The sequence below is a fragment of the Mycoplana azooxidifex genome, assembly GCF_014196765.1.
Lineage (GTDB): Bacteria > Pseudomonadota > Alphaproteobacteria > Rhizobiales > Rhizobiaceae > Mycoplana > Mycoplana azooxidifex.
In genome coordinates, this window is record NZ_JACIEE010000006.1 from 197,324 (window position 1) to 221,549 (window position 24,226).

General features: G+C 64.1%; 24 protein-coding genes and 3 tRNA genes. 5 read left to right on the plus strand and 22 right to left on the minus strand.

Features of this window, described 5'->3' with window-relative positions:
* Positions 1-13: 13 nt before the first annotated feature.
* The 17 genes from GGQ64_RS15380 to GGQ64_RS15460 form a co-directional block, all read right to left on the minus strand.
* Positions 14-781: a biotin--[acetyl-CoA-carboxylase] ligase gene (locus GGQ64_RS15380; protein ID WP_183805843.1), complete on the minus strand. Its 768-nt coding sequence runs from the start codon at positions 779-781 to the stop codon at positions 14-16.
* Positions 778-2,220 (minus strand): NADH-quinone oxidoreductase subunit NuoN, encoded by a 1,443-nt coding sequence (nuoN, locus tag GGQ64_RS15385; RefSeq protein WP_183805845.1) that lies wholly within the window; start codon positions 2,218-2,220, stop codon positions 778-780. The genes GGQ64_RS15380 and nuoN overlap by 4 nt, the downstream gene beginning before the upstream one ends.
* A gap of 17 nt (positions 2,221-2,237) precedes the next feature.
* Positions 2,238-3,749 carry an NADH-quinone oxidoreductase subunit M gene (locus GGQ64_RS15390; RefSeq protein ID WP_183805847.1) on the minus strand — a complete coding sequence of 504 codons (1,512 nt, stop codon included), beginning with the start codon at positions 3,747-3,749 and terminating at the stop codon, positions 2,238-2,240.
* Positions 3,749-5,746 (minus strand): NADH-quinone oxidoreductase subunit L, encoded by a 1,998-nt coding sequence (gene nuoL / locus GGQ64_RS15395; protein WP_183805849.1) that lies wholly within the window; start codon positions 5,744-5,746, stop codon positions 3,749-3,751. The genes GGQ64_RS15390 and nuoL overlap by 1 nt, the downstream gene beginning before the upstream one ends.
* Positions 5,747-5,752: 6 nt before the next feature.
* Positions 5,753-6,061 (minus strand): NADH-quinone oxidoreductase subunit NuoK, encoded by a 309-nt coding sequence (nuoK, locus tag GGQ64_RS15400; protein WP_112599027.1) that lies wholly within the window; start codon positions 6,059-6,061, stop codon positions 5,753-5,755.
* Positions 6,062-6,089: 28 nt separating this feature from the next.
* A complete protein-coding gene (locus GGQ64_RS15405; RefSeq protein ID WP_183805851.1) occupies positions 6,090-6,704 on the minus strand; it encodes an NADH-quinone oxidoreductase subunit J in 615 nt (204 codons plus the stop codon).
* A 142-nt stretch (positions 6,705-6,846) separates the two neighbouring features.
* A complete protein-coding gene (gene nuoI / locus GGQ64_RS15410; protein ID WP_112604999.1) occupies positions 6,847-7,338 on the minus strand; it encodes an NADH-quinone oxidoreductase subunit NuoI in 492 nt (163 codons plus the stop codon).
* Positions 7,339-7,375: 37 nt separating this feature from the next.
* Positions 7,376-8,422: an NADH-quinone oxidoreductase subunit NuoH gene (nuoH, locus tag GGQ64_RS15415; protein WP_183805853.1), complete on the minus strand. Its 1,047-nt coding sequence runs from the start codon at positions 8,420-8,422 to the stop codon at positions 7,376-7,378.
* 19 nt (positions 8,423-8,441) lie between these two features.
* Positions 8,442-10,520: an NADH-quinone oxidoreductase subunit NuoG gene (gene nuoG / locus GGQ64_RS15420; RefSeq protein ID WP_183805855.1), complete on the minus strand. Its 2,079-nt coding sequence runs from the start codon at positions 10,518-10,520 to the stop codon at positions 8,442-8,444.
* Positions 10,521-10,639: 119 nt separating this feature from the next.
* Positions 10,640-11,269, minus strand: a complete 630-nt coding sequence (locus GGQ64_RS15425; RefSeq protein ID WP_183805857.1) for an NADH:ubiquinone oxidoreductase — start codon at positions 11,267-11,269, stop codon at positions 10,640-10,642.
* Between the two features lie 4 nt (positions 11,270-11,273).
* Positions 11,274-12,578, minus strand: a complete 1,305-nt coding sequence (gene nuoF / locus GGQ64_RS15430) for an NADH-quinone oxidoreductase subunit NuoF (protein ID WP_183805859.1) — start codon at positions 12,576-12,578, stop codon at positions 11,274-11,276.
* 10 nt (positions 12,579-12,588) lie between these two features.
* The gene (locus GGQ64_RS15435; protein ID WP_183805861.1) at positions 12,589-13,689 is read right to left on the minus strand and encodes an NADH-quinone oxidoreductase subunit E; all 1,101 of its coding nucleotides are present in this window, start codon (positions 13,687-13,689) and stop codon (positions 12,589-12,591) included.
* 11 nt (positions 13,690-13,700) lie between these two features.
* Entirely contained in the window at positions 13,701-13,955 is a 255-nt protein-coding gene (locus GGQ64_RS15440) for a hypothetical protein (RefSeq protein WP_183805863.1), read from the minus strand.
* A complete protein-coding gene (locus GGQ64_RS15445; RefSeq protein ID WP_183805866.1) occupies positions 13,955-15,145 on the minus strand; it encodes an NADH-quinone oxidoreductase subunit D in 1,191 nt (396 codons plus the stop codon). Before GGQ64_RS15445 ends, GGQ64_RS15440 begins: the two co-directional genes overlap by 1 nt.
* A 48-nt stretch (positions 15,146-15,193) precedes the next feature.
* Positions 15,194-15,799, minus strand: a complete 606-nt coding sequence (locus GGQ64_RS15450) for an NADH-quinone oxidoreductase subunit C (RefSeq protein ID WP_183805869.1) — start codon at positions 15,797-15,799, stop codon at positions 15,194-15,196.
* Positions 15,800-15,816: 17 nt separating this feature from the next.
* Positions 15,817-16,395, minus strand: a complete 579-nt coding sequence (locus tag GGQ64_RS15455) for a NuoB/complex I 20 kDa subunit family protein (RefSeq protein WP_183805871.1) — start codon at positions 16,393-16,395, stop codon at positions 15,817-15,819.
* The gene (locus GGQ64_RS15460) at positions 16,386-16,751 is read right to left on the minus strand and encodes an NADH-quinone oxidoreductase subunit A (RefSeq protein ID WP_112599049.1); all 366 of its coding nucleotides are present in this window, start codon (positions 16,749-16,751) and stop codon (positions 16,386-16,388) included. The genes GGQ64_RS15455 and GGQ64_RS15460 overlap by 10 nt, the downstream gene beginning before the upstream one ends.
* A gap of 374 nt (positions 16,752-17,125) precedes the next feature.
* Between GGQ64_RS15460 and GGQ64_RS28095 the strand changes: the two genes are divergently transcribed.
* Positions 17,126-17,257: a hypothetical protein gene (locus tag GGQ64_RS28095; protein ID WP_281380533.1), complete on the plus strand. Its 132-nt coding sequence runs from the start codon at positions 17,126-17,128 to the stop codon at positions 17,255-17,257.
* A 73-nt stretch (positions 17,258-17,330) separates the two neighbouring features.
* Here the strand turns inward: GGQ64_RS28095 and GGQ64_RS15465 are convergent.
* Together GGQ64_RS15465 and GGQ64_RS15470 are read right to left on the minus strand one after the other, a co-directional pair.
* Positions 17,331-17,407: transfer RNA gene (locus tag GGQ64_RS15465), tRNA-Asp, on the minus strand.
* 48 nt (positions 17,408-17,455) lie between these two features.
* A tRNA-Asp gene (locus GGQ64_RS15470) sits at positions 17,456-17,532 on the minus strand.
* Between the two features lie 504 nt (positions 17,533-18,036).
* On the opposite strand from GGQ64_RS15470, the gene GGQ64_RS15475 reads away from it, so the two are divergent.
* Positions 18,037-18,112, plus strand: a tRNA-Val gene (locus GGQ64_RS15475).
* Positions 18,113-18,351: 239 nt separating this feature from the next.
* Here GGQ64_RS15475 and GGQ64_RS15480 read toward each other — a convergent pair.
* The 3 genes from GGQ64_RS15480 to wrbA form a co-directional block, all read right to left on the minus strand.
* Positions 18,352-19,731, minus strand: coding sequence for a hypothetical protein (locus GGQ64_RS15480; protein ID WP_183805873.1), 1,380 nt, complete (start codon positions 19,729-19,731; stop codon positions 18,352-18,354).
* 255 nt (positions 19,732-19,986) lie between these two features.
* Entirely contained in the window at positions 19,987-20,301 is a 315-nt protein-coding gene (locus GGQ64_RS15485; RefSeq protein ID WP_246422693.1) for a sunset domain-containing protein, read from the minus strand.
* 280 nt (positions 20,302-20,581) lie between these two features.
* Entirely contained in the window at positions 20,582-21,181 is a 600-nt protein-coding gene (gene wrbA, locus GGQ64_RS15490) for an NAD(P)H:quinone oxidoreductase type IV (protein WP_183805875.1), read from the minus strand.
* A gap of 173 nt (positions 21,182-21,354) precedes the next feature.
* Here wrbA and GGQ64_RS15495 point away from each other — a divergent pair, with 173 nt between their 5' ends.
* The 3 genes from GGQ64_RS15495 to gpt all read left to right on the plus strand — a co-directional run bounded on the left by GGQ64_RS15495 (position 21,355) and on the right by gpt (position 23,820).
* Positions 21,355-22,110 (plus strand): competence/damage-inducible protein A, encoded by a 756-nt coding sequence (locus tag GGQ64_RS15495; RefSeq protein ID WP_183805877.1) that lies wholly within the window; start codon positions 21,355-21,357, stop codon positions 22,108-22,110.
* 227 nt (positions 22,111-22,337) lie between these two features.
* Positions 22,338-23,180, plus strand: a complete 843-nt coding sequence (locus tag GGQ64_RS15500; protein ID WP_183805879.1) for a universal stress protein — start codon at positions 22,338-22,340, stop codon at positions 23,178-23,180.
* A gap of 142 nt (positions 23,181-23,322) precedes the next feature.
* Positions 23,323-23,820: a xanthine phosphoribosyltransferase gene (gene gpt, locus GGQ64_RS15505; RefSeq protein ID WP_183805881.1), complete on the plus strand. Its 498-nt coding sequence runs from the start codon at positions 23,323-23,325 to the stop codon at positions 23,818-23,820.
* Positions 23,821-24,226: the final 406 nt, after the last annotated feature.

Below are 24,226 nucleotides of genomic sequence, written 5' to 3' on the forward strand. Positions count from 1 at the left end.
TGAAAATTTCCGATTATTCGAAGAAAACATCGCCGGCTGCGATCAAGCGCACGCCGCCGTCGTCGGTCTGAAGCTTGAGCAGACCACTATCATCAATTCCGGCAAAGCGCCCGGAAATTGATTGGGTCGGCAGATTGACCGTAATCCGTTCGCCGATCCCGCCGGCGACCTTGCGCCAGCGCGCCATGATCTCGCCGATCCCGTTGGCGCTGTCCCAGAGCCTGAGGATGTCGGCCATCTCGCGGAAGAGACGGGCGAAGAGCTCCGCCGGTGCCACGGCGCAGCCGTAGTCGGCGAGGCTGGCAACGGGATAGAGCCCCGCCTCCGGCGCGACCGCCACATTGATGCCGCAGCCGATCACGATCGCCTGGCGGCCATCCGAAAGGGTCTCGGCTTCCACCAGGATGCCGCAGACCTTGTTCTTGTCGATCAGGATATCGTTCGGCCACTTGATGGCGACCGGCGGGGCTGCGATCGGCATCACCGAAGCGACCGTGGCCTGGACGGCGACGGCCACGGCGAGCGGAAGCGAGGCGAGCCGGTCGACGGGGGCGGGATCGATCAGGAGCAGCGAGGCATAGAGGTTGCCGGGTTCCGATGTCCACGGCCGGCCGCGCCGTCCCCGGCCGCCGGTCTGGCGCGCCGCCGTCACCCATAGACCGGAAAGCGCGCCCTTGCGGGCGCGCTCGAAACATTCCGAATTGGTCGAGGTGGTCTCGACCAGCGCTTCGTGCCGGAAATCATCCAGCGAAAGCTGGCCGGTGCCGGTCCGGCCGGTCAAAAGAAGGTCCGGGCGGCGGCTTCCGCCGCTTCGCCTATCGGCCCGCCGATCAGGACGTAGCCGGCCACGAACAGGCCCGCGACGCCGAAGACCAGCTTCAGTTCGCCAGGGGTGCGGGCGAACTCGTCGGTGGCGGCATCGAACCACATCAGCTTGACGATGCGCAGGTAGTAGTAGGCGCCGACGACCGACGACAGCACGCCGATGATCGCGAGCGCATAGAGATGCGCCTCGATCGCGGCCATGAAGACGAAGTACTTGGCGAAGAAGCCCGCGAGCGGCGGAATGCCTGCCAGCGAGAACATCATCACCGTGAGCACGCTCGCCATGAACGGATTGGTCGTGGACAGGCCGGCCAGATCGTCGACGGCCTCGACGTTGCCGCCCTCGCGGCGGCGCATGGCGAGGATGCAGGCAAACGTGCCGAGGGTCATGACCATGTAGATCAGCATGTAGAGCGCCACGCCGCGCACACCCGCCATCGAGCCTGCCGAAAGGCCGACGAGCGCGTAGCCCATGTGGCCGATCGAGGAATAGGCCATCAGGCGCTTGATGTTGCGCTGGCCGATGGCGGCGAACGAGCCGAGCAGCATCGAGGCGATCGAAATGAAGACGATGATCTGCTGCCAGTCGGCGACCACCGGCTCGAAGGCTTCGATGACGATGCGAACGAGCATGGCCATGGCGGCGACCTTGGGGGCCGCGGCGAAGAAGGCGGTAACCGGTGTCGGCGCGCCCTCATAGACGTCCGGCGTCCACATGTGGAACGGCACGGCCGAAATCTTGAAGGCGAGACCGGCAAGGACGAACACCAGGCCGAAGACGAGGCCGAGCGAACGGCCGTCGGCCGACAGCGCGGACGCGATCTCCTGGAAGCCGGTGTGGCCGGTGAAGCCATAGACCAGCGACATGCCGTAGAGCAGCATGCCCGAGGACAGCGCACCCAGGACAAAATACTTCAGGCCGGCCTCGGTGGAGCGCACGCTGTCGCGATTGATCGCGGCGACCACGTAGAGCGCGAGCGACTGGAGTTCCAGCGACAGGTAGAGCGATATCAGGTCGTTGGCCGAGATCATCAGCATCATGCCGAGCGTCGCGAGCACCAGGAGGACCGGGAACTCGAAGCGGTCGAGCTGCTGCGAGCGCGCATGGCCGACCGTCATCACCATGGCGGTGATGGAGCCGATCAGCGTCAGGATCTTCATGAACCTGGCGAAGGGATCGGAAACGAATGCGCCGCCATAGGCGACGCCCTCGCCGCCCCGAAGCACCAGCCAGACACCGGCGATGATGAGAAGTGCCACCGCAAGTCCGGTGACGGTCGTCGCCGACCGTTCGCCGGAGAAGACGCCGATCATCAGGAGCGCCAGGGCACCCAGCGCCAGGATGACCTCGGGCGTCGAGAGCTGAAGGCTGGAAAGGAGGATTTCAGCAGTCATGTCGGATCATCCCGTCGTCAGTTCGCCGAGAGCGCAACGGATTGCGCTGCTTCGAGGGCCGCGGTGTAATTGTTGAGGAGTGCGTCGACCGAGGCCGCAGTGGCGTCGAAGACGGGAGCCGGATAGATGCCGAAGAGGAGCGTCAGGGCCACCAGCGGATAGAGGATCGCCTTCTCGCGGCCGGAAAGATCGAGCAACGCCTTGAGGCTTTCCTTCTCCAGCGGGCCGAAGACCACCCGGCGATAGAGCCAGAGCGCGTAAGCCGCCGACAGCACGACGCCGGTGGTGGCGAAGAAGGCGACCCAGGTGTTGGCGCGGAATGTGCCGAGGAGCGTCGTGAATTCGCCGATGAAGCCGGAAGTGCCGGGAAGACCGACATTGGCCATGGTGAAGATCATGAAGGCGACGGCATATTTCGGCATGTTGTTGACAAGCCCGCCATAGGCCGAAATCTCGCGGGTGTGCAGGCGGTCGTAGACGACGCCGACGCAGAGGAAGAGCGCGCCGGAGACGATGCCGTGCGAGAGCATCTGGAACAGCGCACCCTGCACACCCTGCTCGTTGGCGGCGAAGATGCCCATGGTGACATAGCCCATGTGCGCCACCGACGAGTAGGCGATCAGCTTCTTGATGTCCTCCTGAACGAGCGCCACCAGCGAGGTATAGATGATGGCGACGACCGAGAGCGTGAAGACGAAGGGCGCAAAGTAATCGGATGCCAGCGGGAACATCGGCAGCGAGAAGCGCAGGAAGCCGTAGCCGCCGAGCTTCAACAGGATGCCCGCCAGGATCACCGAGCCTGCCGTCGGCGCCTGCACGTGCGCGTCGGGAAGCCAGGTGTGGACCGGCCACATCGGCATCTTAACCGCGAACGAGGCGAAGAAGGCGAGCCATAGCCAGGTCTGCATCTGCGCCGGGAAGTTGTAGGCGAGCAGTTCCGGGATGCTGGTCGTGCCGGCCTGCCAGTACATCGCCATGATGGCGAGCAGCATCAGCACCGAGCCGAGCAGCGTATAGAGGAAGAACTTGTAGCTCGCATAGACGCGGTCCTTGCCGCCCCAGACGCCGATGATGATGAACATCGGGATGAGGCCCGCCTCGAAGAAGACGTAGAACAGGACGATATCGAGCGAGACGAAGACGCCGACCATGAACACTTCCAGGACGAGGAAGGCGATCATGTATTCCTTCAGGCGCTTCTCGATCGAGTTCCAGCTGGCGAGCACGCAGAAAGGCATCAGGAAGGTCGTCAGGATGACGAACAGCATGGAGATGCCGTCGATGCCGAGGTGATAGGCGATGCCGGTGCCGAGCCATTCACGGTGTTCGATCATCTGGAAGCCCGGGTTCGAATAGTCGAATCCGATCCAGACGAAGAGCGACAGGATGAAGGTGAAGACCGTCGTCAGCAGCGAGACGTTCAGGATGTTCCGCCGCCCGTAGGGGCTGTCCTCGCGGGTCAGCAGCAGCAGCGCCACGCCGACCAGCGGAAGAAAGGTGACCGCGGAAAGTATCGGCCAATCGGTCATCAGATGGAACTCCCGAGCATCATCCAGGTTACGAGTGCCGCAATTCCGAGCAGCATCGCAAAGGCATAGTGATAAAGGTAACCGGTCTGCAGGCGGACGACGCGGTCGGTCACGTCGAGGACGCGCGCGGCAATTCCGTTCGGGCCGAGACGATCGATGACGGCGCCGTCACCACCCTTCCAGAACAGGCGGCCGATCCAGAGCGCCGGACGCACGAAGAGGAAATCGTACAGCTCGTCGAAGTACCACTTGTTCAGCAGGAACTGGTACAGGCCGCGGTGCTGGTCCGCCAGGTACTTCGGCAGGTCCGGACGGCGGATGTACATGAACCAGGCCGTGAACAGGCCGAGCGCCATGGCAGCGAACGGGCTCCACTTCACCCAGAGCGGCACGTGGTGATATTCCTCGACCAGTTCGTTCTCCGGACCGGTGAACAGGGCACCCTTCCAGAATTCCACGTAGTGGTGGCCGAAGAAGTAGTCGTGGAACAGCACGCCCGCGAGCACCGCGCCGGCGGCGAGGATGTAGAGCGGCACCAGCATGATGGCCGGCGATTCATGGACGTGGTGCATGACGTCCGACGAAGCGCGCGGCCTGCCGAAGAAGGTCATGAACGCCAGGCGCCAGGAATAGAAGCTGGTGAACAGGGCCGCGATCACCAGGAGCGTGAAGGCGAATCCGGATACCGTGCTGTGCGACGCGAAGGCGGATTCGATGATCGCATCCTTGGAGAAGAAGCCGGCGAAACCGATGAGCGTGCCAGGGATGCCGACACCGGTGAGCGCCAGCGTGCCGATCGTCATCATCCAGAACGTGACCGGGATATGCGTGCGCAGGCCGCCCATGTGGCGCATGTCCTGCTCGCCGTCGACGGCGTGGATGACCGAGCCGGCGCCAAGGAACAGCAGCGCCTTGAAGAAGGCGTGCGTGAACAGGTGGAAGATCGCTGCACCGTAGGCGCCGACGCCGAGTGCCACGAACATGTAGCCGAGCTGCGAGCAGGTCGAATAGGCGATCACGCGCTTGATGTCGTTCTGCACCAGGCCGACGGTGGCTGCGAAGAAGGCCGTGATCGCGCCGATGACGGTGACGACGGTCAGCGCATCCGGGGAAAGTTCGAACAGCGGCGACATGCGGGCGACGAGGAAGACGCCGGCGGTGACCATGGTCGCAGCATGGATGAGGGCCGAAACCGGTGTCGGGCCCTCCATCGCGTCCGGAAGCCAGGTGTGCAGCAGGAACTGCGCCGACTTGCCCATCGCGCCCATGAAGAGCAGCAGGCAGGCAGCCGTCACGGCATTGGCCTTGTCGAGATGCATGCCGAACAGGGTGATGACGGGCTCTGCGGCATCGGCGGCGCCTTCGGCCGGAAGGTAGGTCGCAGCCGTAGCGAAGATCGTCTCGAAGCTGACGGAGCCAAACAGATAGAAGACGGTGAAGATGCCGAGCATGAAGCCGAAGTCGCCGACGCGATTGACGATGAAGGCCTTCATGGCGGCGGCGTTGGCGGACGGCTTCTTGTACCAGAAGCCGATCAGCAGGTACGACGCCAGGCCCACGCCTTCCCAGCCGAAGAACATCTGCACGAGGTTGTCCGACGTGATCAGCATCAGCATCGCGAAAGTGAACAGCGACAGGTAGGCGAAGAAGCGCGGCCGATGCGGATCGTGGTGCATGTAGCCGATCGAATAGGCGTGGACGAGCATCGACACCGTGTTGACGACGACGAACATGACCGCCGTCAGCGTATCGACGCGGAAGGCCCACTCGGCATCGAAGCTGCCGGACTGGAACCAGCGCATCAGTGAAACCTTGATCATCTCTTCATGGCCGAGCGCCATGTTGAAGAAGACCAGCCAGGACAGCGCGAAAGCGAGGATCATGAAGCCGGTGGTGACGTATTCGGACGCCTTGGCGCCGATCGCGTTACCGCCGAGCCCGGCGATCAGGAAGCCGAAGAGCGGCAGGAAGACAATAGCCTTGATGATGGTATCCATGGCCGCTCAACCCTTCATCACGTTGACGTCTTCCACGGCGATGGAGCCGCGGTTGCGGTAGAAGACGACGAGAATTGCAAGACCGATCGCGGCTTCAGCGGCTGCGACCGTCAGGATGAACAGCGCGAAGACCTGGCCGACGATGTCGTTCAGGAAGGCCGAGAAGGCGACCATGTTGATGTTGACGGCAAGCAGGATCAGTTCGATCGACATCAGGATGATGATGACGTTCTTCCTGTTGATGAAGATGCCGAAGACGCCGAGCGTGAAGAGGATGGCGCTGACCGTGAGATAGTGGGAAATACCGATTTCCATGATGCGAATTCCTTAAGTCCAGCGCGCCTCAGAGACCCTGCCCGGGCTTGACCTTGATGACCTCGACCGCGGTCTCCGGCGTGCGGGCGACCTGCACGGAGATGTCCTGCCGCTTGATGTTCTCGCGATGGCGCAGCGTCAGCACGATCGCGCCGATCATGGCGACCAGGAGCACCAGGCCAGCGATCTGGAAGAAGTAGACGTAGTTGGTATAGAGCACGTCGCCGAGCGCCGCCGTGTTCGTCCGCTCAGAGATCGGCGGGATCGGGTGGGCGGCATGGGTTGCGATCTCGGGCGACAGCGTCGAACCGCCGATCACCACGATCAGTTCCACCGCCAGCACCAGCCCGACCAGCGCGCCGACCGGCGCGTGCTCGATGATCCCGGAGCGGAGCGCGGCAAAGTCGACGTCCAGCATCATCACGACGAAGAGGAAGAGCACCGCGACCGCGCCGACATAGACGACCAGCAGGATCATCGCCAGGAACTCGGCGCCCGTGAGGAGGAACAGGCCGGCCGCATTGAAGAACGTGACGATGAGGAACAGCACGGAATAGACCGGGTTCTTCGCCGCGATCACCATGAAGGCCGACGCCACCGCCACGAAGGCGAACAGATAGAAAAAGAGAGCCTGCAGACCCATTTTGGTGCCTTTTTTCTTCCCCGGGAGAGACCGGCGCTACAGCCGCCTCTTCCGTCGAAGCCCGGCGACTGCGCCACCAGGCAGATATTGAGCGTTCGATGTCCGCAGCCCCTATGGGCGGCAGTCCCCTGCCCGACCGTCGTTACCGGTAGGGCGAATCCATTGCGATGTTGCGGGCGATTTCCCGCTCCCAGCGATCGCCGTTGTCGAGCAGCCGCTGCTTGTCGTAGTAGAGCTCCTCACGGGTTTCCGTGGCGAATTCGAAGTTCGGCCCCTCGACGATGGCGTCGACCGGGCAGGCTTCCTGGCAGAACCCGCAATAGATGCACTTCACCATGTCGATGTCGTAGCGCACCGTGCGGCGCGTTCCGTCGTTGCGGCGCGGACCGGCCTCGATGGTGATGGCCTGGGCCGGACAGATGGCCTCGCACAGCTTGCAGGCAATGCAGCGTTCCTCGCCGTTCGGATAGCGGCGCAGCGCGTGCTCGCCACGGAAACGCGGCGAAACCGGGCCCTTTTCGAAGGGATAGTTCAGCGTTGCCTTCGGCCGGAAGAAATAGCGCATCGACAGGAAGAAGGCGCCGACGAACTCCTTCAGGAACAGCGAATTGACGGCTTGCGACAGACTAGCCATTACTTAGCTCCAATGCTGGCGAAACCCTGGAGGACCATCAGGCGGTCCATCCCGTGAGCTTCAGCACGAATGCAACGATCACGACCATGGCGAGCGATATCGGCAGGAAGACCTTCCAGCCGAGACGCATGAGTTGGTCGTAGCGGTAGCGCGGCACGAATGCCTTCACCATCGCGAACATGAAGAAGACGAAACCGGCCTTCAGAATGAACCAGACGATGCCCGGAACCCAGTTGAACAGCCAGAAATCGATCGGAGGCAGCCAGCCGCCGAGGAAGAGGATCGTCGTCAGCGCGCACATCAGGCAGATGGCGGCGTACTCGCCGAGCATGAACATCATGTAGGGCGTGGAGCCGTATTCCACCATGAAGCCGGCGACGAGTTCGGATTCGGCTTCCGGCAGGTCGAAGGGCGGGCGGTTCGTCTCGGCCAGCGCCGAGATGAAGAAGATCACGAACATCGGGAACAGCGCCAACCAGTGCCAGTCCAGGAAGGACCCTGGCAGGCCGATCATCGTGCCGATGCCGTCGCGCTGCGAATTGACGATGTCGGTCAGGTTCAGCGAGCCGACGCAGAGAAGGACGGTGACGATGACGAAGCCGATCGAGACTTCGTAGGATACCATCTGCGCAGCCGAACGCAGCGCGCCCAGGAACGGATACTTCGAGTTCGAAGCCCAGCCGCCCATGATGATGCCGTACACCTCGAGCGAGGAAATGGCGAACACGTAGAGGATGCCGACGTTGATGTTGGCGATCACCCAGTTCTCGTTGAGCGGGATCACCGCCCAGGTGGCCAGCGCCAGCGTCACCGAGACGAGCGGCGCCAGCAGGAAGATCGCCTTGTTGGCGGTGGCCGGGATCACCGGCTCCTTGAAGACGAACTTCAAAAGGTCGGCGAAGGACTGGAACAGGCCCCAGGGGCCGACCACGTTCGGGCCGCGCCGCAGCTGGACGGCAGCCCAGATCTTGCGGTCGGCCAGCAGGATGTAGGCGACGAAGAGAAGCAGCGCGACCAGCAGCAGCAGCGACTGGCCGATCATGATGACCGCGGGCCAAACATAGCTCGAAATGAAAGCGTCCATAGTGCCTATTCCCTCGCGCTCATTCCGCCGCGGCTTTGAAGTTGTTGCGGGCCAGTGCCGAGCACTCGGCCATGACCGCGGAGGCGCGCGCTATCGGGTTCGTCAAATAGAAGTCTTTGACGGGAGACGCAAACCCGGATTTGGTCATCTTCCCGCCTTTTTTCGAAAGTGCCGCGAGTTGGCCGCTGTCGCCGGCGGCAATCTCGTCGACTTCGGCGAAATGCGGATGCGCCGCATAGAGCCTGGAGCGCAGTTGCGCCAGCGAATCGAAGGGCAGCTTCTTGCCGAGTACGTCGGAGAGCGCGCGCAGGATCGCCCAGTCCTCGCGGGCCTCGCCGGGCGCAAAGCCGGCGCGGTTGCCCAACTGGACGCGGCCTTCGGTGTTGACCCAGGTGCCGGATTTTTCGGTATAGGCCGCACCCGGCAGGATCACGTCTGCGACATGCGCGGCGTTGTCGCCGTGCGAACCGATATAGACCGTAAACGCCGTCTTCTTCGAGAAGTCCATCTCGTCGGCGCCGAGCAGGAACAGCACGTCGGTGCCGGTCGGCATCTCTGCCGCCGTCCTGCCGCCCTCGCCCGGCACGAAGCCGAGATCGAGGCCGCCGGCGCGGGCGGCTGCGGTGTGCAGGATGCCGAGGCCGTTCCATTCGGCGGTGACGGCGCCCACGGCATCGGCAAGCTTGAGGACGTTCGACAGGACCGCCAGGCCGTCGGTGCGCGACAGCGCACCCTGGCCGACGATGATCATCGGGTTCTTCGCGTTCTTCAGCGTCTCGACGAATGCGCCGTTGCCGGCGACGAGCTCGGAAAGCGTCTCCGGGCCGGCGCCGAGGTATTCATAGCCGTAGCGCAGTTCGGCCTGCTCGCCGATGACGGCAATCGGGAAGCCGTCCATGCGCCAGCGCTTGCGGATGCGGGCGTTGAGCACCGCCGCCTCGATGCGCGGGTTGGCGCCGACGATGAGAAGCGCGTCCGCCTGCTCGATGCCTGATATCGTCGGGTTGAACAGGTAGCTGGCGCGGCCGAAGGCCGGGTGCAGCACCGTGCCGTCCTGGCGGCAGTCGATATTGGCCGAGCCGAGCGAGGCCATCAGCTCGCGCAGCGCATACATCTCTTCGACCGAAGCCAGGTCGCCGGCGATCGCGCCGATCCGGTCGCCCGGCTTGCCGGCCACCGCCGCCTTGATCGCATCGAAGGCGTCCGCCCAGCTTGCGGGCTGCAGGCGTCCGTCCTTGCGGACATAGGGGCGGTCGAGGCGCTGGGTCTTCAGGCCGTCCCAGATGTAGCGGGTCTTGTCGGAGATCCACTCCTCGTTGATGTCCTCGTTGACGCGCGGGAGAACACGCATCACTTCGCGGCCGCGGGTATCGACGCGGATCGCCGAGCCGACCGCATCCATCACGTCGATCGATTCGGTCTTGTTCAGTTCCCACGGACGGGCGGTGAAGGCGAACGGCTTGGAGGTCAGCGCGCCGACCGGGCAGAGATCGACGACGTTGCCCTGCAACTCAGAGGTCATCGCCTGCTCGAGATAGGTGGTGATCTCGGCATCTTCGCCGCGGCCGATCAGGCCGAGCTCGCTGATGCCGGCGACTTCGGTGGTGAAGCGGACGCAGCGCGTGCAGTGGATGCAGCGGTTCATGATCGTCTTGACGAGCGGACCGATATACTTGTCCTCGACGGCGCGCTTGTTTTCAGCGTAGCGCGAACTGTCGATGCCGAAGGCCATCGCCTGGTCCTGCAGGTCGCATTCGCCGCCCTGGTCGCAGATCGGGCAATCGAGCGGATGGTTGATCAGCAGGAATTCCATCACGCCTTCGCGGGCCTTCTTGACCATCGGCGTGGTGGTGAAGACTTCCGGCGCTTCGCCGTTCGGACCGGGGCGCAGGTCGCGCACGCTCATGGCGCAGGAGGCCGCCGGCTTCGGCGGGCCGCCCTTGACCTCGACCAGGCACATGCGGCAGTTGCCGGCAACCGACAGCCGCTCGTGGAAACAGAAGCGCGGAACCTCGGCGCCGGCCTCCTCGCACGCCTGCAACAGCGTGAAATGATCCGGAACCTCGATGTCTTTTCCGTCGACTTTCAGTTTTGCCATATCCGTCTTCCCGCTTCCGATGCCCGGCTTTCGCCGCGCCAGCGCCATTTCCGTTGCAGGCGTCTGCGCTCTTCGCGCTTCGCCCGCTTCAGTTCCCGTCTGCCGACGCCTCCAGGCCTTCAGCCCTTCGCCTTCGCCAGCGCCCTTGCCTGCTCCACCCAGCCGTCGCGGGCAATCCGCCCGTCGAGGCCGAGTTCGGCTTCGAACTTCTCTACCTCCGCACTGGTCCAACGGCCGATATCGGCAAAGCGGAAAATCCCCTTGCCGTTCAGCGCCTGTTCCAGCTTCGGACCGACCCCTGAAATCGCCTTCAGGTCATCGGTCTTCCCGGCCCTGGATCCGGAACCCTTCCGAACCGTGGCCGGCCTCTTCAACTTCGCCATGGCCGGGCGGGTATCCGCCCCGGCCGTCTTTTTCGCCTCCGCCACCGGCGCTGCAGCTTCCTGCCGCCCTACCCGTCCGGGCTCTGCCGTCCGGCCATCGGCCTTCGCGGCTTCGTCCAGCACCGCCTTCATCCGCTCGGCGCTTCCCTGCATCGCCCCGATGACGGCGCCTGCGATCTGGCTGGTCAGGCCGAAGCCGATCGCCGTCACTGCTGCCATCGCGGCCACCGGATGCGCCATCAGCGGCGGGATCGCCACCTGTGGCATTTCCTTCAGCCAGGGCGACAGTCCGAACGGATCGTCGACCGCGGCTGCCGCCGGCGGGACCTGGGTTGCTTGAGCTTCCTGTCCTGCCGGCTTTGTCATCGCCTTACTCCGCCGGCTCCAGCACGGCGCCGTGCGCCATGGCGCTGTGGGTGTACTGGTCGATCCGTTTCTCGATCTCGGGACGGAAGTTGCGGATCAGGCCCTGAACCGGCCAGGCCGCAGCATCGCCGAGCGCGCAGATCGTGTGTCCCTCGATCTGTTTGCTGACGTCGAACAGCATGTCGATCTCGCGCTTCTGCGCGTTGCCCCTGGCCATGCGTTCCAGCACGCGCCACATCCAGCCCGTGCCTTCGCGGCACGGCGTGCACTGGCCGCAGCTCTCATGCTTGAAGAAGGCCGAGATGCGGGCGATCGCCTTGATGATGTCGGTCGAGCGATCCATGACGATCGCAGCCGCCGTGCCGAACGACGACTTCACTTCGCGCAGGCCGTCGAAATCCATCGGGCAATCGATTATGTCTTCGGCCTTGACGACCGGGCACGATGCGCCGCCGGGGATGACGGCGAGCAGGTTGTCCCAGCCGCCGCGGATGCCGCCGGCATGCGTCTCGATCAGCTCACGGAAGGTGATGCCCATCGATTCTTCGACCGTGCAGGGACGGTTGACGTGGCCGGAGACCATGAACAGCTTGGTGCCAACATTGTTTGGCCGGCCGATCGCCGAGAACCAGGTGGCGCCGCGCCGCAGGATCGTCGGTGCGACAGCAATCGATTCGACGTTGTTGACAGTCGTCGGGCAGCCGTAGAGGCCCATGTTGGCCGGGAACGGCGGCTTCAGGCGCGGCTGGCCCTTCTTGCCCTCGAGGCTTTCCAGCAGCGCTGTTTCCTCACCACAGATATAGGCGCCCGCGCCGTGGTGGACGTAGATGTCCATGTCCCAGCCGTGGATGTTGTTCTTGCCGAGCAGACGGGCATCATAGCACTCGTCGATCGCCGCCTGCAGCGCCTCGCGCTCGCGCATGTATTCGCCGCGAACGTAGATATAGGCCGCATGCGCGCCCATGGCGAAGCTTGCGATCAGGCAGCCTTCGATCAGCGTATGCGGATCGTGGCGCATGATGTCGCGGTCCTTGCAGGTACCGGGCTCGGATTCGTCGGCGTTGACGACGAGATAGTGCGGGCGGCCGTCGCTTTCCTTCGGCATGAAGGACCACTTCAGGCCGGTCGGGAAGCCTGCGCCGCCGCGGCCGCGAAGGCCGGAAGCCTTCATCTCGTTGATGATCCAGTCGCGGCCCTTTTCGAGTATCCCCTTGGTGCCGTCCCAATGGCCGCGGCACATCGCGCCCTTGAGGGACTTGTCCTTGAGGCCGTAGAGATTGGTGAAGATGCGGTCCTGATCCTTAAGCATGTTTCACCTTTCAACGCGGCTTCTTGCCGAAGACGCGGATGTATTCCGCTTCGCCGCCCTTGGCGAGTGCCTTGGCCTGCTTGACCCAGTCATCGCGCTCGATGCGACCCTTGAAATTGAGGTATCCGTCGACCCACTCGCGCTCGGCCTTCTTCCAGCCTGCGACCTGCGCAAAGGTGAAGATGCCGAGTTCGTGCAGCGTGCCCTCGATCTTCGGGCCGACACCCGAGATCAGCTTCAGGTCATCCGGGTTGGCGGGCTTGCCTATGCCTGCGGGACGGTTCTTGTCTTCCAGCGACGGCTTGCCGCCTTCTGCACGGGTCTCGCCCTTGACCTTGGCGTTTGCCGCGGCCTCAGCCTTGGCAGTCGCCGGCGTCTTCAGGGTCGGGTTGGTCTCATCGGCCGCGGTCTTGGCCCGCGCGGCATTCGAGGGCGGCGTGGAGGCAGCCTCGCCGGCAGGCTTCGCGGCCCGCTTGGCCGCGGACTTGGCAGGTGCGGTGTCGGAAGCCGTCAGAGACGTCAGGCCGCCGATCGGGGCGGAGTAGATGCGGTCGATCTGCGGGCCGGGCTTGACGCTCGCGCCCTCGCCCGCCTCGAAGCGGTCGATGATCCCCTCAAGCTGGGCCGGGGTCAGGTCCTCGAAACTGTCCTTGAAGATCATCACCATCGGCGCATTGACGCAAGCGCCCTGGCACTCGACCTCTTCCCACGACAGCGTGCCGCCGGCGTTGCGCTCGAAGGGCTCGGCGTGGATCTTGCTCTTGCAGACCCTGATCAGGTCCTCGGCACCGCGCAGCATGCAGGGCGTGGTGCCGCAGACCTGGACGTGGGCACGCGTGCCGACCGGCTTCAGCTGGAACTGGGTGTAGAAGGTCGCCACCTCGAGGACGCGGATATAGGCCATGCCGAGCATCTCGGCGACCTTCTCGATCGCCGCCTTGGTGACCCAGCCGTCCTGCTCCTGCGCCCGCATCAGAAGCGGGATCACGGCCGATTGCTCACGGCCCTTCGGGTACTTGTTGATCGTTGCCTTCGCCCAGGCCGCATTCTCCTCGGAGAAGGCGAAACCTGCGGGCTGCACGGCCTCATCGGCCAATCGACGAACGGACATTCTTTGGCGCCTTATTCAGTGATCAGCCCGCAGCGCGTCGTCGTCACGGTGACGAACTGACAGGCGTAGGCCGTCTTCTCTTTCTGCATGAACACGATGTAGCGGCTGCTGGCCTGGGCCGTGCCCTTGATCTCGTAGCCGTCGGCAAGCAGCCGGGCCATCGTCGACTGCGCTGCACCCGCCCCTGCGGTCACATCCGCTGTCTGGGCGTGGACGATTGCCGTCGATGCGGCGAGGGCTGCAAGGGCGAGGCTCAGTCGAAGCATCAGCGGTCCACCTCGCCGAAAACGATGTCGAGCGAGCCCAGCACGGCGGAAACGTCGGCGAGCTGGTGACCGCGACACAGGAAATCCATGGCCTGCAGGTGGGCATAGCCCGGCGCGCGGATCTTGCAGCGGTAGGGCTTGTTGGAGCCGTCGGCGACCAGATAGACGCCGAACTCGCCCTTCGGCGCCTCAACCGCGGCGTAAACCTCGCCGGCCGGCACGTGGTAGCCCTCGGTGTAGAGCTTGAAGTGATGGATCAGCGCTTCCATCGAGCGCTTCATCTGGCCGCGCTTCGGCGGCACGATCTTGCCGTCGAGCGAGGAGACCGGACCGACCCGGGCATCGCCGAGAAGACGGTCGACGCACTGGCGCATGATCTTGGCCGATTCGCGCATCTCGATCATGCGGATCAGGTAGCGGTCGTAGCAGTCGCCGTTCTTGCCGATCGGGATGTCGAAGTCGAGGTCGGAATAGCACTCGTAGGGCTGCGAACGGCGCAGGTCCCAGGCGGCGCCCGAACCGCGCACCATCACGCCGGAGAAGCCCCAGGCCCAGGCGTCCTCAAGCTTGACGACGCCGATGTCGACGTTGCGCTGCTTGAAGATGCGGTTGCCGGTCAGGAGTTCGTCGATGTCGTCGAGCGTCTTGAGGAACGGATCGATCCACTTGCCGATGTCTTCGACCAACTGGTCGGTCAGATCCTGGTGGACACCCCCCGGACGAACATAGGCGGCATGCATGCGCGAGCCGCTGGCGCGCTCGTAGAACACCATCAGCTTCTCGCGCTCCTCGAAACCCCAGAGCGGCGGCGTCAGCGCGCCGACGTCCATGGCCTGCGTGGTGACGTTGAGAAGATGCGACAGGATGCGGCCGATCTCCGAATAGAGCACGCGGATCAGCTGGCCGCGGATCGGCACCTCGACGCCCAGAAGCCGCTCGACGGCGAGCGCGAAGGCATGCTCCTGGTTCATCGGCGCCACGTAGTCGAGGCGGTCGAAGTAGGGCACGGCCTGCAGGTAGGTCTTGGTCTCGATCAGCTTCTCGGTGCCGCGGTGCAGAAGGCCGATATGCGGATCGACGCGCTCGACGATCTCGCCGTCGAGCTCGAGCACGAGACGCAAAACGCCGTGCGCCGCAGGATGTTGCGGGCCGAAGTTGATGTTGAAATTGCGAACGTTGTGCTCGTTCATACCGCTTGCTCCAGAGGCCGGCGCCCTATCGGGCCGCGCGACCCAAAATCAGTTCGTCTTCGCTTTCTCATCCCCCGGCAGCACGTAGTCCGTGCCTTCCCAGGGCGAGAGGAAGTCGAAGTTGCGGAATTCCTGCCTTAGCTGGACTGGCTCATAGACGACGCGCTTGACCTCGTCGTCGTAGCGAACCTCGACGAAGCCGGTGGTCGGGAAGTCCTTGCGCAGCGGGTAGCCCTCGAAGCCGTAGTCCGTCAGGATGCGGCGCAGGTCCGGATGGCCGGTGAACAGGATGCCGTACATGTCGTAGGCTTCGCGCTCGAACCAGTCAGCGCCCGGGAAGACGCCGAAGGCGGACGGCACCGGCTCGAATTCCGAGGTCGCGACCTTGACCCGGACGCGGACGTTCTGTTGTGGCGACAGCAGGTGATAGACCACGTCGAAGCGCGCCTCGCGTGCCGGCCAGTCGACGCCGCAGACGTCGATCAGGTTGACGAACCGGCACTGCACGTCGTCGCGCAGGAAGGTCAGCAGTGGGATGACCTTGTCGGCGGTGGTCGAAAGCGTCAATTCGCCATAGGCAAGCGCGGTCTCGGAAATCAGGTTTCCGCGCACCTCGCCGAGATAGGAAGCAAGCTCCTGGAGGGCCTCGCTCATGATGTCAGTCCCCTGCCTTAGCGCTCGATCGTGCCGGTGCGGCGGATCTTCTTCTGCAGCAGGAGCACGCCATAGAGCAGCGCTTCTGCCGTGGGAGGACAGCCCGGCACATAGATGTCGACCGGCACGACGCGGTCGCAACCGCGCACCACCGAATAGGAATAGTGATAGTAGCCGCCGCCATTGGCGCACGAGCCCATCGAGATGACATAGCGCGGCTCGGGCATCTGGTCATAGACCTTGCGCAGTGCCGGCGCCATCTTGTTGGTGAGCGTGCCCGCGACGATCATGACGTCGGACTGGCGCGGAGAGGCCCGCGGCGCAAATCCGAAGCGCTCGACGTCGTAGCGCGGCATGGAAAGCTGCATCATCTCGACCGCGCAGCAGGCGAGACCGAAGGTCATCCACATCAGCGAACCGGTGCGCGCCCAGGTGATCAGTTCGTCGGTGGAGGTGACGAGAAAGCCCTTGTCGGCCAGCTCGTTGTTGATCTCGCCGAAGAAGGCGTCGTCGCTGCCGACCGGCTTGCCGGTCGAAGGATCGATGATCCCCTTGGCCCGCGGGGCCGTAAGAGTGGTGCCGGAGGTCAGTTCCATTCCAGCGCTCCCTTCTTCCATTCATAGATGAAGCCGATGGTGAGCACGAAGAGGAACGCCATCATCGACCAGAAACCGAACCAGCCCAGATCGTGGAACGACACCGCCCAGGGAAACAGGAAGGCCACTTCGAGGTCGAAGATGATGAAGAGGATCGACACCAGATAGAAGCGGATGTCGAACTTCATGCGCGCATCGTCGAACGCGTTGAAGCCGCATTCATAGGCAGAGAGCTTTTCCGAGTCGGGCGCCTTGTAGGCGACGGCGAAGGGGGCGACCAGCAACGCGATGCCGATCACGAGCGCGATGCCGATGAAGATGGCGATCGGAATATAGGATCCGAGAAGTTCAGTCATTTTCGTCCGTCCTGCCTGCATTTGGCGTCGGAGAAACGCCGCCGGGTCCATCGACCTGCAAGCCGAGAAAGTATGTTGCAACGCCCACGTCGTTAGCGCAGTGAGAGGCCCCGCGCAAGACTTTGCTCGGGCATTCGCCCAATCAGTGCGCACATTTCCCGATAGCCGGCCAGCGGTGACAAAAGGGTAACCTGCGGCGGCACGCAGGCGGTCGCGCCGTGCGATTAGTAAGCCGCGCGCCAGAGCAGGCGATGCCCGAGGAAATACGCAGTCCGGGTCGTAGGCGCCCGCCCCTGCCGCCGCCCGCAGGCGTTCAGTATCCCGTCAGCTTCGCGCGCCAGACTGGCAACGTTCGCGAATCGACAGGCATCCCGATGGGAACGAAGAGATTGAACCTGGGCGTCGTGCTCGTCGCCGGCCTGATCGCCGCGATCTGCGCCATTCCGCTCGTGCCGCACAGGACGCCGGCACCGATGTCGCCGCCACCCCTGCAGACATGGAATTGACGCGGCACCGGGGCGATATGTCGCGGCACCGGACCGCGGCACTCACAACGGACTCATATAAGAGAAAGTAAAGTGGCGCGAGTGACGGGGCTCGAACCCGCGACCTCCGGCGTGACAGGCCGGCACTCTAACCGACTGAGCTACACCCGCGCATTTGGTCTTCCGACCGTGACGCCCTCGATATCCGGACCTTGGAAATGGCGCGAGTGACGGGGCTCGAACCCGCGACCTCCGGCGTGACAGGCCGGCACTCTAACCGACTGAGCTACACCCGCATTCTGACCAAGTCCGGATGCCCGCAGGCATCCTTTCGAAGCGGCCGGGGCCGTTCGATGAGCGGCTAACTAAGGGGTTCGCCTATGGGTGTCAAGCGAGTTTGAAGACAAAACGGTGACGCGGCGCGAAATGTTGAAAACCGCCTCGCCAAACGTCCTTTGCCCGCCTCGATCGCCAGGCGGCGGACGCCAGGAAGCCGGCCCTTCCCATCTATGGCCCGCCCCGGCCCCGCTCTCATGTCACGGGGCGAGTCGCCGGAGACTTGTCCACATCCGCCTTGCGCAACCCTTCGGGATCGCCGAGCGGAATGTCATTGTAAGCACGCGCCTTGCCCGCATCGACCATATCCGCCCATGCGCCGGCGCCTCTGCCCCGTTTCCCACGGATGCAGCCGCCGCCACGGCTGCCCGCTTTGACGGCCGGTCGCACAATTTTGCGAAAAAGATGACGAGGGCTCTTGCGGTTTCATCCGGTTCCGCATAGATCACGGCCACCAACGCGGCGGGCGATTAGCTCAGTTGGTAGAGCGCCTCGTTTACACCGAGGATGTCGGCGGTTCGAGTCCGTCATCGCCCACCATTTTTTCTCAAGAGTTGCCTTGTCAAGCCCTGCAGACGCGGGGCTTTGCGCTTTCGGGGGAAGAAAGACCCTTTCATTCCCCTGTTGCCGGGGCCATCGGCTTCTCTCAACAATCGCAGCGTGCCCTCACCTCAGACCTTTGGGTCCAGCGCAGACGAATCGCCTGCTGGTTTCCGATGGGAAGGGAAAGGCGGCCCCGAAGAACCACCGTCGGACTGATCCGAAGGTGACGGCCAACGTTATGTGTAGGGGATATCAGCAAGTTCCTGGCTGTACATCCGGACCACGTCGTTGAGCAGTTCCTTCGTCAAGCGCTCATTGTCCGTAAGCCCGAACCCCGCCTCGTAGAGCGGGCGGCTGTTGAAGGCGACCATGCTGTAGACGGTCGGATCCATCTCGTTCAGCATCGATGCGCCCCACATGCCCATGCGGTGCTCCCAGTAGAAGAGATCCCAAACTTTGTATCCGAACCGGTCGATGCCGTCGTAGTTCGCCCTTCTCCAGAACCCCTCGAAAGCTTCGTGACAGAAGGCCAGATAATCCTTGCCTTTCTCGGTCCCTCGCATGCTCGTGCTGTAGGTATAGGTCATGGCGGTATGGCTGAAGACGTTGTTCCGCTTTTGGTAGATGGGGAATCCTCTCAGGATTTCGCCTCCATATCCGCGGATGAAGACATTGTTCGCCCCGCCGAATTCCTTTGCCATGCCCTCGACATAGGTTCGCCGGCCGCTGCGCATCCCGCCGCCAGCCGACCCAGCTGCGCGCGAGATCTCGCCCGGCCGGTACTCTGACGGATCTATCCGAACATGCTCCACACCGAGCTTCGAAACAATCTCGGAAATGATCGGCCTTTCGTCGTCTTTCAGAGGCCGCGTCCACGTCATCCCGAGGAAATCATCGGCGAACGGGGCGAACCCCGCTCTGCTGTCTATGCCGCCCGTAATCCCGAAAACCGGTGTGTATCGAGCCTGGATGAAGGGGTGGAACGCCTCGAAATACGACATCGACGCAGAAAGGAAATCCTTCCTGCTGGTCGGGGTCATCGGTCCTCTTGGCCAGTAGCGGTGCGTCCCCTGCCCGTCCCAATAGTTGTTTGGGACGAGCGCAAACATGTTGCTGAAGATCGTCAGATCCCCCGGCAGATAGCCGACAGTCCTCGACTTGTATTCCGCAGACGCCATGAAGGCGGCAACCGGCTCCGACCTCTCGATGCCCAGCGCCCCAGCCAGAAGCGCGGAATGCGAGGCGATGGCCATGCGGTCGGGGGCGTAGAACACCATCCTCGACCCGAACGGATCGTTTGCCGCGCGGATGCTGGCCCCGGAGAGGAACAGGATCGCGAACCGCCCGCCAAGGTCATCGATACCGGGCCACGGATCGCTCCATTCGAGCCCCGCGAGCCGCGCCTGCAAGTCCATGCCGGAGTGGCAGTAGGCGTCACCGAGGACAACGATGTCGCCGGCCGCATGGGCTACGACCTCGAGGCGGGTTTCAGGATGGAGCCAGATGACGAAGTCCTGCACATCGTGACGAACGAACGAGACCGGCATTCCCGGCCATGATCCAGCCATCGCCTCGGCTTTGTGATGGCAAAGGAACCCGTAACGGTACTGCAGCATGAATGACTCCGACAAGACTTCAGCCGGCGTTCTAGATGGAGCCTCGCCCGACGGCAAGCAGCATCAGCCTTAGACGAAAGGTGGTATCGATCCCCGGCGTGGCTCCGCGCAGGTTGTCCCGACTCCACAGGGCGGTTGGTCCCATCACTACATCTGGTGCCCGCACCAAAGCGGTGAAGGCCAAGCGCTTCTGTATCGAGACAAGGTCGCGTCGCAGACATGGCGGCACCGCACAGGTCGATGCCTTGACTAGCCCTACCGCGTCGCCTTGCGCCATCCTGCGGCTTCGGCCTCGCTTTCGCTGCAGAACCAGCGTTCGCCGTATTCCGGGCTGATCCGGACCGCCTCGTAGTAGTCCTGGCCAGGGATGCTGTAGATGCGCTCGCCGGTCTGGGCGCTGATGTTGCCCTTGATGGCGCAGCCACGGGCGCGGGCGGTGGCGGAGGCGATGAGGTCGCCGGCACTGAGATAGGTCAGGCCGGCCGCAGTCACAGCGGCAAGCGCGATTTTCGCCGCCTCGCGGGAGCGCGGCCATCTGCCGGGGTCCGATTGGCATGGGTGAAACCGCATACGAATTCCTCCTCCATGACCGTCCCAACGCGACAATGCGGGCATAATGGGGCGGCTTGAGAGAAACCCGGCACGGCTCCACAGAGGGGCGGCAGTGGCCGTTGCATATTTGCGCCACCCGTTTCGGGCCACTCGCGACCCGGCTCCGCCCTCCCGGCCGTGGCGCGCCGGACGCGAGAGCGGCGGAGGCGTCCGGCCTGCTCGGAGGGGGCCCGCCCGGCACGAAAAGGGCGCGGCAAGCGGCCACGCCCTTTTTGTTCGCATGAGGCTAGGAGTGCCGTCAGCCGGCGATCTTGGCCGCCAGTTTCGCCACATGGGCGCCCTGGAAGCGAGCGGCGTCCAGTTCGACCTTCGAGGGCTGGCGGGAGCCGTCGCCGTCGGTGATCGTGGAGGCGCCGTAGGGCGAGCCGCCCTTGATCTCGTCGACGCCCATCTGGCCCTGGAAGGCATAGGGAAGCCCGACCACCGCCATGCCATGGTGAAGCAGGGTGGGGATGAAGCCGAGGATGGTCGATTCCTGGCCGCCGTGCTGGGTGGCCGACGAGGTGAAGACGGAGCCGACCTTGCCGACGAGCTTGCCGTTGAACCACAGGGCGCCGGTCTGGTCCCAGAAATTGCGCATCTGGGCTGCGACCGTGCCGAAACGCGTGCCGGCGCCGACGATGATGGCGTCGTATTCTTCCAGTTCGTCGACGGTGGCGACCGGGGCTGCCTGGTCGAGCTTGAAGTGCGAGGCCTTGGCGACCTCTTCCGGAACGAGTTCCGGCACGCGCTTGACCACCACTTCGGCGCCTGCGGACTTCGCACCTTCCGCCACCGCATTCGCCATGGCCTCGATATGCCCGTAGGCCGAGTAGTAGAGGACCAGAACCCTTGCCATTCGCTTCTCCTGTCGTGTCTGTGACACACGTCTTTCCGCTTGATTGCGGCCGAGGCGAAGATGTAGCAGAGGAGACCGCTGCGCCAGAAGCCGGCCGGGCAACAGACTGTTCACCATCGATTGACAGTCGTGCCCGGGGTGTGAACGATCGGCGCCGGATCAGGAGAGTTCCCATGGGTTCAGACAAGATCATCACCGCCGGCATGCTCGCGATCGGCGACGAACTCCTCTCCGGCCGCACCAAGGACAAGAATATCGGCCACCTCGCCGACATGCTCCATCTCGCCGGCATCGACCTGAAGGAAGTGCGCATCGTCGGCGACGAGGAGGAGATGATCGTCGAGGCGCTGGACGCACTACGGGGGCGCTACGACTACGTCTTCACCTCCGGCGGCATCGGCCCGACGCATGACGACATCACCGCGGACGCGGTGGCAAAGGCCTTCGGCGTACCGTGCACCCACGACCCGGCCGCGATGGAACTGATGGCGGCGATGTATGCGCGGCGCGGCATGGAATTCAACGAGGCGCGGCAGCGGATGGCGCGCATGCCGGTGGGCGCCAGCCACATTCCCAACAGCGTCTCCACCGCGCCGGGCTTCAGCATCGGCAACGTCCATGTGATGGCCGGCGTGCCGCAGGTGTTCATCGCCATGCTCGAGGCGCTGCTGCCGACGCTCGAGACCGGCGCGCCCGTCCTGTCGCGAAGCGTCGTTTCGCCCTTCGGCGAAGGCGACATCGGCACGCAGCTGACCGCCATCCAGAAGGCGCATCCCGACACCTCGATCGGCTCCTATCCGCGCTTCGACGGAAATCGATTCTCCACCGAGATCGTCATCCGCAGCCGGGACGAGGCACCGGCGGAGGTGGCCGAAAAGGCGGTCCTCGCCATGATCGCCGAGATTGCTTCTGCCAAAGCCGCGGGTTGATCGGCGTAGTTGATCAGTGTCAGGGACGACGGCCCGACGCCGCCCCACAGTGACGCCGTCGCCGACAATTCGCACGCTTTTGAAGCTCCCATGCGGTGAGAGGTCGCAACCCCCTTGAACTGCGGTCGATTTGGGGAAAGGATCAGTCGGGATTTCAACGCGTTACCGCGCCGGGGCGAGAGAGCCCCGGTTCGCTGCGCAGTTGGCCGAACGCAACGGAGAGCGCCATGACATACAGGACCATCACCGCCGTACTCAGCACCGCAGAGGACGCAGAGAAGGTCACCCGGCACGCGATCGCGCTGGCCGAGCGGCACGGCGCGCATCTCGTCGGCGTGCATGCGGAAACACCGATCGTCGTGACGATCGCCGCCCCGATGGAGTTTCCCGATCCCAACGCCATCATGGAGCAGCAGGCGCAGGCCCGCGAGGTCTCGCAATCGATCGAGCGAACGTTCCGCACGCTGGCGCAACGCTCCGGCGTCTCGCACGAGTGGCGCCTCTTCACCGGCAGCGCCGGCTACAGCGCCAGCGGCGTGATCGACAGCGCCCGCGGCAGCGACCTCGTGGTCGCGATCCAACTCGATCCTTCCGGCGACGGCCCGTCGCGCGCCGATATCGAGGACCTGCTCTACGAGAGCGGCCGGCCGCTCTGCCTGATCTCGGATGCCGTGGCCGGCCCGGAGGTTCCGGACCGCGTGCTGATCGCCTGGAACGGCACGCGCGAATCGGCACGCGCCGTCTTCGATGCGCTGCCGCTGCTGAAAGAGGCGAAGGAGATCGAGGTCTTCTCGGTCAACCCGCCGGAAGACGCGACGCAAAGTGCTGGGCTCTCCGGCAGCGAGATCGCCGGCGCCCTGACGCGCCACGGGCTGAAGGTGAGCCTCACTTCAGTGAAATCCGGCGGCGACACGGTGGCCCATGTCATCAACCGCCGCGTCAGCGAGACCGGGGCGAACCTGCTGGTGATGGGTGCCTTCAGCCACTCCTGGCTGCGCCACCGTCTCTTCGGCGGCGTCACCAGCGCGATGATGAAGGAACTGCGCGTCCCGGCGATCATGTCGCGCTAGCGCCGGCTGTGCGTCTTGCCGCGCGTCTTGGCTGTGGATCGGCCCGCCGCCATGCGGCGGTGCCGATTTTCTTCCGCGCGCATCTGCTCTAGAAAGGCGGGATCACCCGCATTCTGCCGGACGCCGGCGAGAGGAGCCCGCCATGTCGCTTCCCGACAAAGCCTTTCCCGTTTCCTGGGACCAGTTTCATCGCGATGCCCGCGCACTCGCCTGGCGACTCGCCGACGGCGACCGGGAATGGCGGGCGATCGTCTGCATCACCCGCGGCGGCCTCGTCCCGGCGGCGATCATCTCACGCGAACTGAACATCCGCCTGATCGAGACCGTCTGCGTGGCCTCCTACCATGACTACCTTTCGCAAGGCGACATGCATGTGCTCAAGGGGATCGCGCCGGAACTCCAGCAGAACGGCGGCGAAGGCATTCTCATCGTCGACGACCTGACAGACACCGGGAAGACGGCCGCACAGGTGCGCGCGATGCTGCCGAAGGCGCATTTCGCCGCGGTCTACGCCAAGCCCAAGGGCCGTCCGCAGGTCGACACGTTCGTCACCGAGGTCAGCCAGGATACCTGGATCTATTTCCCATGGGACATGGGCTTCACCTACCAGGAACCGATCACCAAGGGCCCGCGCGGCTAGCGTCCTCACGCGCCCATTGAGACCAAGGCGGACCTGCGGCCCCCTGGGCTGCGACGGCGCGGAATCCGGCATCGCGGACGGCCACCGATTCTGCCTTTCGGGGCCGATTTTGCGTGCCCCTGATTCGCGTTTCCACATCCGCGACGGCATGGCAATCGGCTGTCGCCAATATGCCGCAATCCATCCCGAATTTTGCCCCATTATTTGTTGGGCTATCCACAGCCGGAGCGCGCCCGACCCCGCCTCCCCGCCTGAACCGACTGATTTTCCAGCATTTGTGCCATGTCCCCGCTTTCCACAGGCAACACACACAACATCTAGCGTCCACAAATCCGTCATAAACCACCCCTTGACGGAATCGGGTGCCTTGGCGTTAATGGTTTCCACGCTGCAGTTGCGGCTGGGC

What these genes read in the sequence shown, in the direction of transcription:
- GGQ64_RS15485 (WP_246422693.1), bottom strand. Translation starts at nt 20,301, where the DNA reads ATGCGGTTTCACCCATGCCAATCGGACCCCGGCAGATGGCCGCGCTCC.
- GGQ64_RS15435 (WP_183805861.1), bottom strand. Translation starts at nt 13,689, where the DNA reads ATGTCCGTTCGTCGATTGGCCGATGAGGCCGTGCAGCCCGCAGGTTTC.
- GGQ64_RS15405 (WP_183805851.1), bottom strand. Translation starts at nt 6,704, where the DNA reads ATGGGTCTGCAGGCTCTCTTTTTCTATCTGTTCGCCTTCGTGGCGGTG.
- GGQ64_RS15440 (WP_183805863.1), bottom strand. Translation starts at nt 13,955, where the DNA reads ATGCTTCGACTGAGCCTCGCCCTTGCAGCCCTCGCCGCATCGACGGCA.
- GGQ64_RS15445 (WP_183805866.1), bottom strand. Translation starts at nt 15,145, where the DNA reads ATGAACGAGCACAACGTTCGCAATTTCAACATCAACTTCGGCCCGCAA.
- gpt (WP_183805881.1), top strand. Translation starts at nt 23,323, where the DNA reads ATGTCGCTTCCCGACAAAGCCTTTCCCGTTTCCTGGGACCAGTTTCAT.
- nuoN (WP_183805845.1), bottom strand. Translation starts at nt 2,220, where the DNA reads ATGACTGCTGAAATCCTCCTTTCCAGCCTTCAGCTCTCGACGCCCGAG.
- nuoH (WP_183805853.1), bottom strand. Translation starts at nt 8,422, where the DNA reads ATGGACGCTTTCATTTCGAGCTATGTTTGGCCCGCGGTCATCATGATC.
- GGQ64_RS15495 (WP_183805877.1), top strand. Translation starts at nt 21,355, where the DNA reads ATGGGTTCAGACAAGATCATCACCGCCGGCATGCTCGCGATCGGCGAC.
- GGQ64_RS15450 (WP_183805869.1), bottom strand. Translation starts at nt 15,799, where the DNA reads ATGAGCGAGGCCCTCCAGGAGCTTGCTTCCTATCTCGGCGAGGTGCGC.
- wrbA (WP_183805875.1), bottom strand. Translation starts at nt 21,181, where the DNA reads ATGGCAAGGGTTCTGGTCCTCTACTACTCGGCCTACGGGCATATCGAG.
- nuoL (WP_183805849.1), bottom strand. Translation starts at nt 5,746, where the DNA reads ATGGATACCATCATCAAGGCTATTGTCTTCCTGCCGCTCTTCGGCTTC.
- GGQ64_RS15460 (WP_112599049.1), bottom strand. Translation starts at nt 16,751, where the DNA reads ATGACTGAACTTCTCGGATCCTATATTCCGATCGCCATCTTCATCGGC.
- GGQ64_RS15425 (WP_183805857.1), bottom strand. Translation starts at nt 11,269, where the DNA reads ATGACAAAGCCGGCAGGACAGGAAGCTCAAGCAACCCAGGTCCCGCCG.
- GGQ64_RS15455 (WP_183805871.1), bottom strand. Translation starts at nt 16,395, where the DNA reads ATGGAACTGACCTCCGGCACCACTCTTACGGCCCCGCGGGCCAAGGGG.
- GGQ64_RS15480 (WP_183805873.1), bottom strand. Translation starts at nt 19,731, where the DNA reads ATGCTGCAGTACCGTTACGGGTTCCTTTGCCATCACAAAGCCGAGGCG.
- nuoK (WP_112599027.1), bottom strand. Translation starts at nt 6,061, where the DNA reads ATGGAAATCGGTATTTCCCACTATCTCACGGTCAGCGCCATCCTCTTC.
- nuoI (WP_112604999.1), bottom strand. Translation starts at nt 7,338, where the DNA reads ATGGCTAGTCTGTCGCAAGCCGTCAATTCGCTGTTCCTGAAGGAGTTC.
- GGQ64_RS15500 (WP_183805879.1), top strand. Translation starts at nt 22,338, where the DNA reads ATGACATACAGGACCATCACCGCCGTACTCAGCACCGCAGAGGACGCA.
- nuoF (WP_183805859.1), bottom strand. Translation starts at nt 12,578, where the DNA reads ATGCTTAAGGATCAGGACCGCATCTTCACCAATCTCTACGGCCTCAAG.
- GGQ64_RS15390 (WP_183805847.1), bottom strand. Translation starts at nt 3,749, where the DNA reads ATGACCGATTGGCCGATACTTTCCGCGGTCACCTTTCTTCCGCTGGTC.
- GGQ64_RS28095 (WP_281380533.1), top strand. Translation starts at nt 17,126, where the DNA reads ATGGGAACGAAGAGATTGAACCTGGGCGTCGTGCTCGTCGCCGGCCTG.
- nuoG (WP_183805855.1), bottom strand. Translation starts at nt 10,520, where the DNA reads ATGGCAAAACTGAAAGTCGACGGAAAAGACATCGAGGTTCCGGATCAT.